Origin of the sequence: Mucilaginibacter sp. (assembly GCF_039921305.1) — a bacterium.
GTDB lineage: Bacteria > Bacteroidota > Bacteroidia > Sphingobacteriales > Sphingobacteriaceae > Mucilaginibacter.
Map to the genome: position 1 here is coordinate 109,327 of NZ_JBDSCA010000076.1, position 17,315 is coordinate 126,641.

14 protein-coding genes and 1 pseudogene are annotated in these 17,315 nt (G+C 40.8%); 6 read left to right on the plus strand and 9 right to left on the minus strand.

Going from position 1 to position 17,315, the window contains the following annotated elements; genetic code table 11:
• Nucleotides 1-14 precede the first annotated feature (14 nt).
• From ABIN91_RS21910 to ABIN91_RS21925, 4 genes are all read left to right on the plus strand, one after another.
• The gene (locus ABIN91_RS21910) at nt 15-1,994 is read left to right on the plus strand and encodes a RagB/SusD family nutrient uptake outer membrane protein (RefSeq protein ID WP_348053755.1); all 1,980 of its coding nucleotides are present in this window, start codon (nt 15-17) and stop codon (nt 1,992-1,994) included.
• 32 nt (nt 1,995-2,026) lie between these two features.
• On the plus strand, nt 2,027-3,226 hold the full coding sequence (locus ABIN91_RS21915; protein ID WP_348053756.1) for a DUF4959 domain-containing protein: 1,200 nt from the start codon (nt 2,027-2,029) through the stop codon (nt 3,224-3,226).
• Between the two features lie 24 nt (nt 3,227-3,250).
• Complete coding sequence (locus tag ABIN91_RS21920) at nt 3,251-4,489, plus strand: DUF4998 domain-containing protein (RefSeq protein WP_348053757.1); 1,239 nt, start codon at nt 3,251-3,253, stop codon at nt 4,487-4,489.
• Between the two features lie 92 nt (nt 4,490-4,581).
• A complete protein-coding gene (locus tag ABIN91_RS21925; RefSeq protein WP_348053758.1) occupies nt 4,582-5,829 on the plus strand; it encodes a hypothetical protein in 1,248 nt (415 codons plus the stop codon).
• 164 nt (nt 5,830-5,993) lie between these two features.
• On the opposite strand, the pseudogene ABIN91_RS21930 reads toward ABIN91_RS21925, so the two are convergent.
• Together ABIN91_RS21930 and ABIN91_RS21935 are read right to left on the minus strand one after the other, a co-directional pair.
• A pseudogene (locus ABIN91_RS21930) lies at nt 5,994-6,251 on the minus strand (hypothetical protein); the annotation flags it as partial.
• Nucleotides 6,252-6,558: 307 nt separating this feature from the next.
• Nucleotides 6,559-6,807 carry a hypothetical protein gene (locus ABIN91_RS21935; RefSeq protein ID WP_348053759.1) on the minus strand — a complete coding sequence of 83 codons (249 nt, stop codon included), beginning with the start codon at nt 6,805-6,807 and terminating at the stop codon, nt 6,559-6,561.
• A gap of 57 nt (nt 6,808-6,864) precedes the next feature.
• Here ABIN91_RS21935 and ABIN91_RS21940 point away from each other — a divergent pair, with 57 nt between their 5' ends.
• Together ABIN91_RS21940 and ABIN91_RS21945 are read left to right on the plus strand one after the other, a co-directional pair.
• Entirely contained in the window at nt 6,865-8,472 is a 1,608-nt protein-coding gene (locus tag ABIN91_RS21940; protein ID WP_348053760.1) for an RNA 2'-phosphotransferase, read from the plus strand.
• A gap of 7 nt (nt 8,473-8,479) precedes the next feature.
• Nucleotides 8,480-9,508 carry an ADP-ribosylglycohydrolase family protein gene (locus tag ABIN91_RS21945; RefSeq protein ID WP_348053761.1) on the plus strand — a complete coding sequence of 343 codons (1,029 nt, stop codon included), beginning with the start codon at nt 8,480-8,482 and terminating at the stop codon, nt 9,506-9,508.
• Between the two features lie 6 nt (nt 9,509-9,514).
• On the opposite strand, the gene prs is transcribed toward ABIN91_RS21945, so the two are convergent.
• The 7 genes from prs to ABIN91_RS21980 all read right to left on the minus strand — a co-directional run bounded on the left by prs (nt 9,515) and on the right by ABIN91_RS21980 (nt 17,120).
• The gene (gene prs, locus ABIN91_RS21950) at nt 9,515-10,420 is read right to left on the minus strand and encodes a ribose-phosphate diphosphokinase (RefSeq protein ID WP_348053762.1); all 906 of its coding nucleotides are present in this window, start codon (nt 10,418-10,420) and stop codon (nt 9,515-9,517) included.
• A complete protein-coding gene (locus ABIN91_RS21955) occupies nt 10,417-11,403 on the minus strand; it encodes an AAA family ATPase (RefSeq protein WP_348053763.1) in 987 nt (328 codons plus the stop codon). Before ABIN91_RS21955 ends, prs begins: the two co-directional genes overlap by 4 nt.
• A complete protein-coding gene (gene pnuC / locus ABIN91_RS21960; protein WP_348053764.1) occupies nt 11,396-12,025 on the minus strand; it encodes a nicotinamide riboside transporter PnuC in 630 nt (209 codons plus the stop codon). Before pnuC ends, ABIN91_RS21955 begins: the two co-directional genes overlap by 8 nt.
• On the minus strand, nt 12,025-14,019 hold the full coding sequence (locus ABIN91_RS21965) for a TonB-dependent receptor (protein ID WP_348053765.1): 1,995 nt from the start codon (nt 14,017-14,019) through the stop codon (nt 12,025-12,027). The genes pnuC and ABIN91_RS21965 overlap by 1 nt, the downstream gene beginning before the upstream one ends.
• 6 nt (nt 14,020-14,025) lie before the next feature.
• Entirely contained in the window at nt 14,026-15,447 is a 1,422-nt protein-coding gene (locus ABIN91_RS21970; RefSeq protein ID WP_348053766.1) for a nicotinate phosphoribosyltransferase, read from the minus strand.
• A gap of 4 nt (nt 15,448-15,451) precedes the next feature.
• On the minus strand, nt 15,452-16,348 hold the full coding sequence (locus ABIN91_RS21975; protein WP_348053767.1) for an NUDIX domain-containing protein: 897 nt from the start codon (nt 16,346-16,348) through the stop codon (nt 15,452-15,454).
• Between the two features lie 85 nt (nt 16,349-16,433).
• The gene (locus ABIN91_RS21980; RefSeq protein WP_348053768.1) at nt 16,434-17,120 is read right to left on the minus strand and encodes an NUDIX domain-containing protein; all 687 of its coding nucleotides are present in this window, start codon (nt 17,118-17,120) and stop codon (nt 16,434-16,436) included.
• Nucleotides 17,121-17,315: the final 195 nt, after the last annotated feature.

Genomic DNA, 17,315 nt, shown 5'->3' on the forward strand with positions numbered 1-17,315 from the left:
TTAACACACAGCGTATGAAAATCAGAAATATATTGATCGAAAATATTAAAAATAACGTGAAGAAGGCCCTTTACGCGATAGCTATTGGCATGGTTGTTTTAACATTGCCAGCCTGTAAAAAGTATCTGGATATTATCCCAGATAATGTGGCCACAATTGCCAATGCTTTTACCTTGCGTAATGAAGCAGAAAAGTATTTGTTTACTTGTTATTCATTTTTACCTAAGGATGGAAACCCGCTGTACAATATGGGCTATATGGCCGGCGATGAAATTTGGGCTCCTTTAGATGAACGAGAGCTGGTTTCGTATGGTTTCAGGATAGCTCGTGGGGGGCAAAATGCAGCAAACCCGTATATGAATGCCTGGTCTGGTAATTACCAAGGTGGTGGACCCAGTGACCTTTACGGAATGTTCATCGCCATTAGAAACTGCAATATCTTTTTGGAGAATGTTCAGGATATGACCAAGGTTAGGGATTTAACGCTGGATGAGCGCCAACGATGGATTGCGGAAGTGAAATTTTTAAAGGCCTATTATAATTTTTACTTACTAAGAATGTATGGGCCAATTCCAATTGTAGATAAAAATATTGATATAAGCGCACCCGAAGAGCAAGTACGTATTAAACGTGTTCCATTTGACGACTGCGTAAACTATGTTTCTAATCTTTTGGATTCGGCAACGGTTAACCTTCCCCTTATTATTACAGATAGGGGTACAGAATTGGGAAGAGCCACAAAACCTATGGCGTTAGCTGTTAAAGCTAAATTGTTATTGATGGCTGCAAGCCCTTTATTTAATGGAAATGCCGATTATGCGAGTTTCAAAGATAAAGATGGGGTTAAGCTAATGAATACAACCTATGATGCTAATAAATGGAAAAAGGCAGCCGATGCGGCAAAAGCAGCCATTACTTCTGCTGAAAGTGTTGGGTTTAAATTGTATCAATTTCCAACAACTTCAACCTTCAAGCTGTCTGATAGTACTAAACGTCAGTTAACCATTCGTGGTGCTTTGACTGAACGCTTTAATGTGAATACAGAACATGTTTGGGCAAATCCAAATAGCAGAACTGGTTTTTTACAACAAACCGCTATGGCGCGTTTGGTATCAACAGTCACCACCAGCGATGCAAGGGAACAACTTTCTGCGCCTATAAAAATAGCCGAAATGTTTTATTCTGTTAATGGCGTACCCATTAATGAAGATAAAACATTAAACTTCAATAACAAATATACTGTTAGAACGGCTGTACATAGTGAGCGGTTTTACATTAAAGAAGGGTATCAAACTGCACGGTTGAATTTTGACAGAGAGCCCCGGTTTTATGCCGATTTATGTTTTGACGGTGGAATATGGTATAAATATGATAGCCCTTCAAATTCAGACGAGAATACTTTCTCTGTGGAGGGCAAATCTACCCAGCTTGCAGGTGCCAGCAATTTCGGTTGGTACAATGAAACAGGTTATTATATAAAAAAGGTTGTAGACTGGAATATGGTTAATGGAACAAATGGAGTAACTTATAGAGATTACCCATGGCCCGAGATTCGTTTAGCTGATATTTATTTAATGTATGCCGAAGCTTTGAATGAAAGTGACGGACCTGTAAATGACGTTTTCACTTATCTTGATTTGATTCGCGCTCGCGCTGGATTATTAGGTGTCAAAGATTCATGGAATAATTTTTCAACTAATGCTTCAAAATACGCTACTAAAGACGGTTTAAGAGAAATAATTCACCAGGAGCGAAATATTGAAATGGCTTTTGAAGGTAGCCGTTATTGGGACATGAAGCGATGGAAGCTTGCTTCGGATGTGTTTAACCAATCTATTACAGGATGGAGTGTTTTCCAACCAACAACTTCGGAATACTATAAAGTGAGAACCATTTTTGCTCAAAACTTTGTTGCACCCAGAGATTATTTGACGCCGATTAGAGTGTACGATATGTCGGTTAATCCAAATCTTGTTCAAAACCCAGGGTGGTAATAGTTCTGTTTTAAATATTAAAAGATACAGTTATGAAAAAAATGATTATGAACCTGTTTTTATTGTTATTATCAATAACTATAATGTTTTCAGGGTGTAAGGAAGACAAAGTTTCACCTTTGGAAAGTAACACAACTCCTCCGGGTGCGGTGTCAAAAGTGACGGTAACTAATGGTCCGGGTACTGCTGTTTTAACGTATATAGCACCCGGTGATAAAGATCTGCTATACATCAAAGCAGTTTATACCTTAGGCACAGGTAAAGAAATGGAAGTTAAGGCTTCTTATTACAGCAATACCTTAACGTTAGAAGGTTTTGCCGATACGAAGGAACATCAAGTAAAATTGTACGCTGTGAACAGGAGCGAAGTGGCTTCTGATCCTATTATTGTTGTGGTTAAGCCCCTGGAAAACCCAATATGGGCGGTATATAGAAGCTTAAAGGTACTTGCAGATTTTGGAGGACTTAAGTTTTTAGCCGATAACCTTACCAAAGCCGATTTGGCGATAGAGCTGATGACTTATAGCAAAGGGAAATATATTCCTACATCCAGAAATATATATACAGCTGCAGTTCAAATAGATCAATCTGTTAGAGGCTTGGATACCACATCGCAAAAGTTTGCCATTACCATACGCGACAGATGGTTAAATTATACGGATACTTTGTACACCACATTGAAGCCTTTGTACGAAACTACAATCCCTAAATCTGGTTATAAAGCAGTTTTGTTACCTACCGATGTGGGCCAGCAATATGCATCTACCGGTTTATCGAAAATGTGGGATAATGATATTATTAATTGGCCTAATATATCCCTCACTTCAACAGCTATACTTACACCGCAATGGGTGACTTTTGATATTGGTAAATTGGCCAATTTAAGCCGGATTGTGATTTGGGACTATCCTGAATATTTGAACGCGGGCCGTGCCTATTACTATGGCGGCGACATCAAAGATTTTGAGGTATATGGTTCTGATAACCCGCCGAGTGACGGAAGCTTTAACAATTGGACATTACTAGGGAAATTTAGCAGTGTAAAACCTTCGGGAAGTGGGTATGGCATACAAACCAGCGAAGATTACAACTTTGCCAATGTGGGGATTAGCTACAGTTTCACTATCTCGGCTCAAAAGTTTAGATACTTAAGGATCAAGAGCATCAAAAACTGGCAAGGTACTTCTTTTATGAGTATTTCTGAAGTACAGGTTTATGGGGACCCAAGGTAAAATATTAAAAAACAATTAGATAATATGAAAAATCATATAAGCAATAAAAGTAAAAATCTACTGTTTCTTGTTTTGCCATTGCTATTGGCAGGCATGATGTATTCATGCAGCAAGATGGACGCCTATAAAAAATTTACGACAGGAGGAGAAATATCTTACACGGGTAAGGTAGACTCGGTGAAGATTTATTCTGGTCGTAGCAGGGTGGTTGTAAAAGGCCTTTTTCTGGCCGATCCTAAAATTACAAAATGTATAATATTTTGGAACAATAAGGCAGATTCTATCATAGTTCCTGTTGTTAGAAAAAACGCTGTAGATACGCTGAATATCTCCATCAATAATCTAACCGAAGGTGTGCAGAATTTCACTATCTACACCTATGACGGTTCAGGAAACAGATCTATTCCAGTTTATAAAACAGGAAGAGTGTATGCAGATAGATATCAATCTGCCCTTGTTAACAGGGGGGTCGCATCAGCACAAACTCTGGAAAACGGCTTAACTCAAATTGCCTGGGAGGGTATGGACCGTTTGACCGGTGTTTTTGCTACCGAAGTTGTTTACGTGGATGCCAATAACGTGGAAAAAACATTAAGGATCCCTATAAAAACAGATACTACCATAATAACGAGCTTTAAATTAAGTTCTACTATGAAATATCGTACACTTTTCCTGCCCGATACTATCAGTATTGATACTTTTAGTACAGCTTTTGTATCAAGAGTTGTTCCAAAGTTTGTTAAACAGGATGTAACCACTACTTATTTAAAAAATACCGGTTCTCCGGTAAACTATTCTTCCATTACCGGAAACCGTTGGGGTATCCTTTCTGATTGGGTTACAAACGCGGCTGTTAAAAATGCAAGTGGTTATGGAGGATACGAAAATCGCTCAGGTGTAGGCTTTATCTCTTTAGAGGCCGGTTGGGGGCTTCCAGATATTACAAACGGTTTCATTTATCAAACTGTAGTATTACCCGCAGGTACTTATTCTTTTGAGATTGGCGGCGTAGACCAAAATACCGGTGGAACAAGGTACATGGTTGTTGCAGCCGGAACTACTTTACCAGCTGTAACAAGCGTTCCAACAGCATCCATTGGATATGCCAGCTTACAGATGCCTACTACCGCAATGACATTTACGTTAACAGCAAGTACTACAGTGTCTATCGGATTTGAAGCTACCATGACCGGCGGAACAGGCAGTACGGGTTTTTACTCTAAAATAAAAACAGTAAGGCTTTACACAATAAAGTATTTGTAACTAATAACCTACCATTAACAGGATACCAAAGCAGTGTGAAGTTTTGGTATCCTTAATGCACTATTTATTATCAAGCCTTTAATCAATTTAATATGAAAAAAACATACTATAGTGTTTATATTTTATTATTTGCACTGGTGCTTTTTCTAACAAACTGTAAGAAGAGTACTCAGAGTGGAGAAGTAACACCTACAATACCATCAACAACAACCGGTGGTGCTATTGCAACATTAACAACTTCAACTTTAACAAGTGTTACAACAACTACAGCAATGGCTGGAGGTGTTGTTGTAGATCGCGGCGGCTCTTCGGTAACTGATAGAGGTGTTTGCTGGGCTTTAACCCCGACACCCACCATAGGCAACTATAAAGCCGGAACATCCAGTGTATCCGGATCAGGAGCCTTTACCAGCTCAATAACCGGACTAACAGCATCTACAACGTATTATGTAAGAGCCTATGCAACCAATAAAGGCGGTACATCTTATGGTAATGAAATGATATTCAATACCGCCGATATTTTAAGTGCTACATTCACTATACCTCCTATGTTCATCATAGGTTCGGCCCTGGCCGCTGTAGATGTTCAGGTGGTTGCCGATGGAGGTAGCGCCATTACAGAAAGAGGAATATGCTGGGGCTTAAATGCCAACCCGTTAATTACAGATAAAAAAGCAAAACACAGCAGTATAGGGATAGGCAAGTTTCGTGGCTTACTTAGTGGTTTAACAGAAAGAACGTCTTACCATTTGAGGGCATACGCTATTAATGGAAAGGGAGTAAGCTATAGCAGTGATGTAACTTTTAAAACTATTGGAAAAGGTAACGTTACCTATACCATTAATAAATCTGCAGCACCCACGGCAGACGAAACCGCGGCATATGCCAGGATGCAGTTTGCTGCCGACAGCGCTGTATGGTATCTAAATAATTATACTTCGGCCACCAAGCAGGTTACTCTGAATTACGTACCTGGAGTAGCAACTGCGGATGCTACTAATCAAGGATGGATCCGCTATGGTTCAGACCCAACTTACCAAAAATTAAGAACAACGCTCCATGAAATGAACCATACGCTTGGAACGGGCACAACCACATGGTGGACGGGTATCATTGTTGGAGGCAAACACCAGGGGCAAAATACCAATACTATCCTGAATCAGATTCAGAATAGCACCGGTGCACAATTAAGTGGAGATTCGCAGCACTGGTGGCCATATGGTTTAAACCAAGACTCGGAGGTTACTTCCAGTTGGGACTATGTATACAACTGCCTGATCATTGAAGCCATGAGAAAAGATGGATTACCAACAGCCACAAGTGGGCCATACATCCCTTAATGCGTAACTTATGCACTTATTATGTCTTAACTTTCATAACCTCTACCGGTACAAAAGACCATGTTTTTCCTTGATGGGCTTTTGATTCAGTTGCCTATAGGTCTGCTTATGTGCTTTTTATTTTGGAGGTGCCATTTTACCTCACCGCATATTAATGAGCTAAATTACACGAGTATCTCATATTCAAAATGATCTGCAAATGTATTTTTGCACTTCTTGGAGATCAAAGCTAAACCGGGAAAGAGTAGGGGATCTAAACTCAGTTCTATCTGATTGATCCTCATTGTGGCCGAAATTTTAATTTCAGGCCGGTTCTGTAAAGGCGGCAGGCATTCTCGCCCGGTTGTGGTTTCCGCGCGTTCTCCGTTTACAGTGATACGCAAATAAATGGCAACGAGTCTATTTTGTTGAACTTTGGGCTTTTTTAAATAAAAAGCAAGCTAAAAGTAGTTTTCATACTTAATGAATTAAAGTGAAACAAAATTAAGCTTGCAAGTAATCTTAATCAAGATGTTCATTTATTGGACATCTTGATATTCAAATAGATATAAGCAATTCGGTGAGTAAGAAAATGAATTATTTTACTCACCAAATTACGCACTTTTTATATGCGATTTGATGGATAAAATAGGATTTTGACTAAAAATAAAAAGCCTGCGATCATTGATTTGCAGGCTTTTTGTTCGTTTTGATATTCAATCAGCGGTGAGGGAGGAACTTTTGCATCCTTTATACCGACACCTTTTTGTTGCTGCGTTCATGTGCTTTTGGCTGGGTGGTGTAGGTCTTGCTGGCATAGGTATGTTGATAAGCGGTATGATGAATGGACAGTTTTCCCCAGCTATGCTGATACCCGTTGGGATGTTTGGACTTGGCTATGCCATGACAATCGGTTTTTACAGTTCTGAACGTAACAAAGCCAAAGAAATATTGCTTCAGATTGTGGATGGACAAATTGATGATACCGCTGTTTATCATGATAGAAAGTTTTGACCTAATCAATCCAAAAATCGAATATCTAATCGAAATTAAAATATGCCTGTTAACCGCAATGCCCTGATCCGCTACCGCACCATCGACCAGTGCCTGCAAAACCGTCGCCGTAAATGGGCGCTGGACGACCTGATCGAAGCCTGCGGCGATGCCATTTACGAATACCAGGGTATAGACACGGGTGTAAGCCGCCGTACCGTACAAGCCGATATGGAGATGATGCGCAGCAACAAGCTTGGTTACGAAGCGCCTATTGTTGTGGTGGATAAAAAGTATTACACCTACAGTGACAAGAATTACAGCATTACCAATAGTCCGCTGAACCAGCAGGATATGCAGGTGCTGAGCGAGGTGTCGGGCTTGCTGAAACAGTTTAAGGGCTTTAACCATTTTACCGACCTGAATGAGATGGTGAGTAAGCTGGAGGATAAGATCTATAGTCAGAAAACGCAAAGCAGTCCGGTTATTGATTTTGAGAAGAATGATAACCTGAAGGGTTTGGAGTGGATAGAGGTGATCCGTAAAGCTATAGTGGCGAAAAAAGCTATTTGTATTACCTATCAATCCTTTAAAGCCAGGGAAGCCAGTACCTTTTGTTTTAGCGGGTACCTGCTGAAAGAATATCGTAACCGCTGGTTTGTATTGGGGATGCAGCACAAGCGTAATAGCCATATTATGAATCTGGCTTTGGATAGGATACAAGCTGTTGAAGTAGACGAAGAGCCTTACCGGGAAAACCGCACGCTTGATCTGGCAACGTACTACAACGATTGTATCGGAGTGACCAAGTCGCCCGGTCAGCGCGATTGTGAGGTGGTGTTTTGGGTTGATGCGGCTAATGCACCTTATGTGATCACTAAGCCCTTGCACCACACACAAAAGATTTTAAGCGAAGATGAAACGGGAAAGATATTCAGCATTAAAGTGATACTGAACTTTGAACTAGAACGGGAGTTATTGGGGTTTGGCAGTAAGATGCGGGTATTAGGGCCAAGAATTCTAGTAAAGCAAATAAAGGCACAGTTGATAAAAACGCTCAAGAATTATGAAAGTGATAATGCAATACCGGCTCCAATAAACTTAACTTTGAACGACGTTATGAAAGAGAAAGATATAACCAACATCAGTAAGTTTTTAAGCTTGGTATTAAGGCATCAACCTGAGGTAATCGGCATTATACTTGACGAGCAGGGCTGGGTAAATATTGATGTCTTATTAAGACAAGCAAATGCGCATGGGCAGAACATAGATCTGGAACTATTAAATCATGTGGTTGATACCAATAGTAAAAAACGGTTTGTCTTTGATGAAGCAAGACAAAAGATCCGTGCGAGCCAGGGGCACTCAGTTGATGTTGAATTAGGCTATCAGGCGCAAGTTCCGCCGGATGTACTTTATCATGGCACCGGCGAAAAATCAGTGACTGCCATTCAGCAAACTGGCCTTGAAAAACGGAGCCGTCAACAAGTACATTTAAGTAAGGATATTGAAACAGCAATACAGGTAGGAAGCAGACACGGCAAGCCTGCGATATTTAACGTACTTTCAGGTGAAATGTACAAAGACGGTTATACGTTTTATCTGTCAGAAAATAAAGTTTGGCTAACTGATACTGTGCCCGCTCAGTATTTGAAACTGGTAAATAGTTAATTATACAATGGCTAACAACGAGTTCAGACCGGAATGGGTGCCTTCGGCATATGGGGAAAATACCCAAAAAGAGAGCAGTAGCAGCGGCAATAACAACTTCAACTTAAATATCTGTAAAAATATTCTGTTCGGTGTAGCCATTGGTGATGCCCTGGGGGTTCCGGTTGAGTTTCAAAGCAGGCAGGAAATAAGTGACCACCCGGTGACAGACATGATCGGCTATGGTACGCACAATAAGCCGGCAGGAACTTTTTCCGACGATAGCTCCTTAACCTTTTGCATGGCCGAAGCCATTGCTTCAGGTTTTAGTTTGGAAAGTACGGGCCGAAATTTTATCAATTGGCGGTATAATAGTTACTGGACCGCCGATAACGACGTTTTTGATGTCGGTATAACGACGCAACGCGCTATCGACAGACTGGTCAAGGGAACACCCGCACAGCATGCCGGGGATTTTGAGGAAGAAAGCAATGGTAACGGGTCGTTGATGCGCGTGCTGCCACTGTTGGTATACATCAGGGATAAGCCGGTGTCTGAAAGATATCAGTTAATCAAACAAGTTTCTTCTATTACTCATGGGCATGTCCGTTCGGTAATCGCCTGTTTTTATTATTTGGAGTTTGCTTTAGGAATTCTAAATGGAGAAGAAAAATTTGCGTTATACAACCGACTGCAAAAAGATATTGCGGACTATTTGAGATCGATAAATATGAGCAGGGACGAAACCAGCTTATTTGACCGTTTGTTAATCGACAGGATCGATATGATACCCGAAAATCAAATTCGCAGCAGTGGGTATGTATTACATACATTAGAAGCCAGTATCTGTTGCCTGCTCAATACCGACACTTATAAAGATGCTGTTTTAAAAGCTGTTAATTTGGGGCAAGATACAGATACTACAGGTGCAGTAACCGGTGGGCTTGCCGGACTGTTATACGGTTATGACAGCATTCCCAAACCTTGGTTAGATCAACTCGCCCGCAAAGATGATATAGAAGATTTGGCTTTGAGAATGTTTAAAGCCGTGCAATAACCAATATTAAACAACCTCACAAATTAGTCCCGCCAGGCTTCTTACTTCTACAAACTCATCGTTAATATATTGAGTGTTTAGGTGCGAGTCTGTACAGATCAACTTCTTAATTAATCCGCTGTTTTTTAGCTTATTGATACCGTCGTTCACAAACAAGCCGTGCGTTGTAATTACATAAATATCACCAGCACCAGCATCCTTGTAGGTTTTGGCAGCGTTGATAATGCTTCCGCCCGAACGGATCATATCGTCATAAATGATAACCGTTTTGCCATCTACATCGGCGTTAATAGCGCTGACCTCGGTATGATCACCTTTTAGACGACGCTTCAGGATAAAAGCGGCATTAACACCCAAATCATTAGCTAACGATTCCACCCATTTGGCGCGGCCCGCATCAGTACTGGCCATGACAAAGTTATCGCCGCCGTATTCAAGCGCTGCTTTGATCACGATATCTTTGCAGTATACATGAACCGGGTAAAGATCGTGTTCAAAGTAATATTGGATGCCTTCGGAATGCAGATCGAACAGCAGAACCCTATTGCCCCGGTTTGACTTCGGAATAGCTGATAATAAACGGGCACGGGTTTTCGCCGTCACGATTTCGCCGCTCAATACCGCGCGCTCCATTGTAGAATAACCAAAGTAGGGAATAACCAGCGTTAACGAATTAGCGCCATAACTAACCAGTGAAGAAGCCAGATCATAGAGTTCTAAAGTTGCTTCGTCATTAACGGTACCACCAATCAATACCACATCGCGGCTTTCTACCTGGGATATGATACGTTGATAGCGTTCGCCATCGGTAAAGTGATTTACCTCAAGTTCACCTTTCTCAAAGTCGCCGCAGGTCATTACTTTTTCGGCCAGGTATTCGTAGCCCTTTATAGCAAATAACATTTTTTTCATTGTTTTGATTTAATGAGTTGTGATACTTCCGAAACGGCTTGCTCAAACCTCGTTTCCCAGTTTCCTGATATTTCCACCAATTTAATTTGATGATCCGTTAACACTTCCCGGTGAGATCGATCAAGTAAATCCCTTTCTATTTTACTTAGCCGGGTGCCGTCCTGATAATAAGGAGCGTCGATATTTAAGTAAAGGTATAGGTCGGCCTGGTTTGTTTTGTTAATACGGTCATCAACCGGCAGCTCCCGATCAAAAGTAAATCTGGCATACGATTTTGTGATATGAATATCGGTATCGATAATTATCAAAGGGCTATCACCCATAATGGCCTCGTCTATTCTTTTAGTATGTTCATTAGCTACCAGATGCAGATCCTCAAAAGTAAATTTGGTTGAATCGGGAATTAACTCCCTGCCTGCTTCTAATACAAAGCTACAGTTATAGTGTTTAGCAAGGTGCTCGGTCAGGGTTGTTTTTCCGGTAGATTCTGTTCCTAAAATGGCCACCTTAATAGCGAAATAAGGTTTAACGGCATCAGGCAGATAATGCCAATTAGCGAATAGATCATTCCTGATTAGGGATGCAGAAATGGGGTATCGTCCTTTAGTCAGATCAAAAGCAATATGGTGTATGCCCATAAAATCGGCAACTAACTCACCATAAGGTTCAGAGGTAATTACCAAGTTATAATCAGGATAATGCTTTTTAAATTCAAACGACCAAAGTTCTGAAACGCTTGTGGACGTTTGAGAGGTGTTAGGCAATAAGCGGTTATCATAATGAAGCACTTTTATTTCTATATTGTTTGCATCGGCAAAAGTAGTTTCAATCCAGTCTTTTCTTACTTCGCCGTGGATGTTTTCTTCGTTATCACAGCAAATTAACACCGATAAAAAATCGCATTTCGTCAACGCGAAACTGATCATGGCTTCGTGACCTTTGTGAAAAGGCAGAAACTTTCCAAATACAAATGCTTTAACCATTTGCCAATTGCTTTTTCCAGTGGTACAAACCATATGACGCTAACCCAAGAAAGAGTAGATACTCTAACGATAGAAAATAGACTCCTTTTTTGAAATATAGTATTATGCAAATAGCATCAACCAATATCCACAAATGCCAGTTTTCTATCTTCTTTTTAGCCAGTAAAACCGTGGCTACGATACTTAACACCATCACCAAAGAATCTGTAAAAGGATAGGCCGCTTCTACCTTAAAATAACCGGGCAGATATAAGTGGATGTTTTTAATGAGAAAGCCACTTACCAGTGAACCAACGATAATGACAATAGCGGTTAACCAGCGTGCATTTGTATTGATCGTGGCAATTTTGTTGTCGACCGTTGCGGTTTTCCAATTATACCAACCATAAATGGTTACTACAAAAAAGTATACCTGCAAAAACATATCGGCATAAAGATGCACCTGGAAAAACAGGATGAAAAGAAACACCTCATTCACAATACCTGTACTCCAAGTTAAGATATTAGCTCGTGATGCATAGTAAACTGAGATCAAGCCAAATAGTGTACCCACCAGTTCCACGTAACTGATTGGATATCCTAAAACTGTGAATGCCGTATTTGCTATTTCAAAAAAATGCATCAAAAGGTATATTTTACCGAGGTGTAAAAATTAGTGGGTGACTGTACAAAATACTTTTTGGTACCATCAGGATCAACATACCCGTCATTAAAGTATTTGGTGTTGGTAATGTTGTTTACGAAAATAGCAAATTGAAAGCCTTTAATATCATACTGCGCCCTTGCGTTTAAAGTTATGTATTGATTAACCTGAGCGTTATTGGCGAAATTGATAAAAGACCTGTCCTGATAACGGGCCGATAACCCTATAAAATAACTTTTTCGGCTATACGTTACTTCCTGGTTGATAATGACCGATGGGGTTAATATGGGGGCAAATGCTTGTGTTTGCTCCTTAATTCGGCTGTAATTGTAAGATGAGTTATTAATAAGATGAATATTATCGTTGATCTTATAGTTAATGCTTAGTTCGGCCCCTGTTCTGTAACTGCGGTCTACTTCGTTGGTAAGTGCTAAACCATTAGGGCCCAATTGTCCGTTCAATACGATCTCATTTTTAAAACTCATGTAGTAAAAATTCAAATTCAGGTTAACTTTACCTGATTGATGCCGGAGCCCCAGTTCTTGATCTACTACGTACTCGGGGTTAGTATTTGTAATAATTGCATGCCCCGAAGCATCAGCTAATAAGTTATCATTGCCTTCAAACATATCATTACGCGTTGGCTCCCGTCCGGTTCTGCCAATGCTGTAATACAGCGTAGCGTGATTGTTAACTGCAAAACTTAACCCGGCTTTCGGATTAATAAAGTGCCAATCCAGTTTAGTTAAAGGCACATCGCCATGATAAACGAATGAAGCATAACGCGCCTGGATATCTGCAAAAAGAGTGAATTGATTAATACTATAATTGGCCTTGGTAAAAACGCTGAACTCGTTTTTATCGCCTGTGTTTTTGTAAAGCTGGCCCAGCGTTTTTTCACTGCCGATATGCCGCCTTTCATAAACATTGCCGTGGATGCCTGTTGTCCAGTTAAATGATTTTTTTGAGAAAGTATAGTTGCTGAACAAACCAATAAGGTTTGATCGGAATGCATAATTATACAACTCGCTGGTTGATGGTAGCCCTAAAAAGCTATTCGGGTTAAAATCATTATTGCCATTCAGGAAGGTATAATAAACGCTTGATTGTATGCTTGAAGTAGTATTAGGATGCCATGAATGCTGTAGTTGCAGCAAAGCCTGGGTAAAGTTATCCCGTTCATTTTCATCTGCATTTGTTCTTCTGTCCTGTGCGATCAACGCTTCTGAAACGCCCAGCCAGGCCAGCTGGTTTTGCTGGTGACCGATTAACGCATTAATTTTAAAAGTAGATTTATCCTCAATCAATTCACCGCTCATAAAAACTGATTGCGAGTTGTTTGATGAGTTATATTTATACCCGTCTGAATAGACTTGGGAAGCCCTTACATAAAACGCTTTGTTGCCTTTCATACCGCTGTTATACTCGCCAAATATCCTATGGCTGTTGAATGATCCGTAACCCAAACCAATGGTGGTATAAGTAGAATCATAAAGATTTGGAGAAAACAACTGCACACTACCGCCATAACTTCCCACGCCGTTTTTGCTAGTGCCAATGCCGCGCTGAATCTGGATCTTGCTTACCGAATTCATAATATCAGGATAGTTTGAAAAGTATGCACCCTGATCTTCAGGCTCATTTAAAGGCACGCCATCCAATGATATATTTATCCGGGCCTGGTCAATACCCCGCATCCTGAAATAGGAATAACCTTGTGTACTTCCGGCATCAGAGTAAACGGTAATGGAAGGTGTTTCTGACAGCATGTAAGCCGGCTCTTGCCCGGTTGATTTGGCTTTCAGATCTTTCCCGCTGATATTTTGAAAGGTAACAGGCGTTAACTTATCTGCCTGATAAGTTACCACCACTTCCTTTATTTGATGAGAGGTATCACGTTTAATAATAACCTGTGCTTTAATTTGCGCGGCAATGAATAGCAGGCCAATAAGTGGGGTGAGCTTTTTTATCATAACATTTTAGGCTTTGTGACTGGCGTTAGCCTTCACCTGTTCAAATGTAATGGTATTAACCAGATTGCCATTTTCAAAAACGGTATGTAGCTCATCAGGTAATTCCAGATGTTCCGGCTCATTTACCGTTTTAAATATGCCATTTATTTTCACCAGTTTTAAGCGGCCGCCTTTACTCTTTTTAAAGCTTGGTGTAATGTTGCCGTGGGCATCCATTTCGGTTGGACTTTTTTCCACAGCTACCTCGTTGCCGTTAATAATGGCACTACTGCATTTTAAGGCAAATTTTTGTGTATCACGATCAACCTTTTGCAGTAAGGCACCGCCCATACCCAATACCAGGTTTTCGGCGCTGATGCCATTATCTTTTAGGGTATTGTAGATGTTAATGATCTCGGTATAATTTACACCATCGCCCTGTATCACTCTTACTTGCGATGGTAGTACTTTGTACCCTTTGGTGTTGGTGGTAAAACCAAAGGTTTCAAACAAGATCTTAAATATTTCCAACAAGGTCATGATAGGATCGCCGCTATCTGGGCGAATAACCAGGGTGCCTTCGCGGTTTAAGATTTCTTCTTTCAACTCACCACCCCAGTATTCACGGCAAGCTTTAAAAATATTAAAGCTATCAGATACACAAGCAATAGTGCCGGTTGGGAAGCTGCGCAGCACGTGTTTAAAAATCTCCAATTCACCTTCACGGCCTAACAAAGTGCAAATGCTGTGCTCTGTTGCCGGGATGCTTAGCCCATAAACCTTTTGAGCATCGTAATAGTTAATAGCCATACCGCTACCCGCCAAATTATCGCTGCCGCTGAAGTTAATCAGGTGAGCAGCACCACCAATTTTGGCACTCTCCACGCTGCTTACCCCACGGAAACCAAAATCGTTCAGTACAAAATCAATCCCGGCTTCAGAACCCTCAGTAGCGGTTTCACTGTAAAATCGGGTAACAACTTTTCTGATCTGGTTACTTAGGGTTGCTACCGTGCATGGGTACCAAACTTGCATTAACAGCGTCTCTAAAAAGTTAGTGAGCCAAAAGCATTCGGGGTCAGTGTTTTCAATGGTCATTAACACGTTGCTGGTTGGTACGGCAGTGCCTTCGGCAACGGCTTTGATTTTAACGGGTAAGTGGCCATTGTATTGATCAAGGATGTACTGAAATTTAGATTTGTCGAACACATCATCACGGCCAAATACTTGTTGTAAAAAGCCGTCGGCTTCGTCCAGGTCTTGTTGGGTAAAAGCAGGGCCTTGCAAGTATTCTTTCAGGAAATATTGTAAACCAAAAAAGATGGTTTCATCAAACATACCGCCTCTACTTTCCAGGTAACTGTAAATTTGGGTAGTGCCAGGATAGTAAAATTTATGGTGAGCGTATTTGTACGCATCAGCCAACAGGATCAAATTTTCGCGTTTCATGGTATTAGTTTTTAAGGTATTTGGTAATGATTACTTCAAACATCTCTAAATGTTCAGGACTGATGGTTTCGTCCTCTATCATCTGCGGAAGATCAGTTACCGGGAACCAGTCCAGATCTATAATATCGTCCTGCGCAGATGGTGAACCGCTGATATAATCGCAGCTGAACAACAGTGTGATGATTTTATCGGCCTCGTTGCGATAGCGCCAGTCGTTTATTTTGCGTGATGTTTCGTAGGTCATTTCACTAATCTCCATTTCGCCGCATTCTTCCATCAGTTCGCGTTTGGCGGCATCTTCATAACAGGCATCTTCTGGATCGGCAAAACCGCCTATAAAGCGCCATTTGTTATTGGTCGCCTTTTTGCCCAGCAGTATCTCGGTCTTGTTATTCCGGAAGCAAGCAATATCAACTGTTGGATATACCTTGGTGTACTGGTTATACAAGGCATATAGAATACCTGCACGAAAATCGTTGGAGTCGAATACCTTATCCGCATATTGTTTGCGTAACTCGGTAGCATTATAATCGCCATGTTCTGGTAGTTCAATAGTTTCAAACCGGCCTGCGTAATAAGGAATGAAGCTATCCCGACTGCCAAATAAACAAAAGTGCTCGTTCGGGAAAACGCCTTTCAGTAAATTGTCAATGCTATCCGACCAGGTTTTGTCACTCGGATGGTCGCTTACCGGCAACACAATTACTTCCGGATAATCTTTCTTGATCATCTTTTCGCGGGTATAATAATCGTAAGGGTTTTTGCGGCTGCCAACTAAAGGGCTTACGCCTAATAAAATGATCAATTTGGCATGGTTCTCTTTAACCATACTGATCAGTTGCTTGTGCCCTTCGTGCAGATAAGGGGTTTGGAAGCGTGCGATAATAACTGCTGTTTTCATAGCTATTTGCGTTAATTATACGCAAATATAAATATGCGTTTTAAATACGCAAATTATTTTTTCATTTATTTTAATTTTCAATGATTTATATCTCGAAGTTGATACCTTCTTTTTGCAGCTGGAAGTATTTTTGCTCGTTAAATCGGAACATGTTACCTGGCCGGCCTGCACCATACAATGCTTGTTTTTCGGTAGTTTCCTCTAAAAAACCAAACTTTGTTATTTTCTTTTTAAAGTTGCGTCGGTCAATCGGCCGGTCGAGTACGGCCATGTACAGTTTTTCCAGTTCAGAAAAGGGGAATTTTTCGTCCAGCAGTTCAAAGCCCACCGGTTGGTAAAGCATTTTGCTTTTCAAACGCTCGTGCGCTGCATTTAAAATTTCGTGATGATCAAACGCCAACGGGGGAAGCTTTTTTATGTTAAACCAAGCTACTTCGGCGGCATCGGTATCAGCGTGCAGTTCAAAAGCGTCCGGTTTAACCAGTCCATAGTAAGTAATAGAGATAACCCGGTTACGCGGGTCGCGGCCAGGCTTGCCGAAACTATATAACTGTTCTAAATAATTAATATTAACGCCGGTTTCTTCTTTTAGTTCACGTTGAACGGCTTCCTCCAATGATTCATCGTCGCCAACCAAACCACCGGGCAGCGCCCAACTATCTTTAAAAGGTTTGATGTTGCGTTTGATAAGTAACACAGACAACCCTTCTTTGGAAGTATATCCAAATACTACGGCATCAACGGCTACTTTAATATTTTGCGAGGCTGGCATATTGCAAAGTTATTAATCTGTTTAAGCCGAGCAAGATAAAGTGTAATTGCGAAATTCATGGTAAATGGAATTTAATTTCTATCTTTGCATCAATTCCTGATTTGTTAATCTTTTAAATATCAAGGAATCATGACAGAGCTACGCTACATATCGCCCCTTTCGCTAATTGCCCATTAGGTAGGCAAACACTATGCT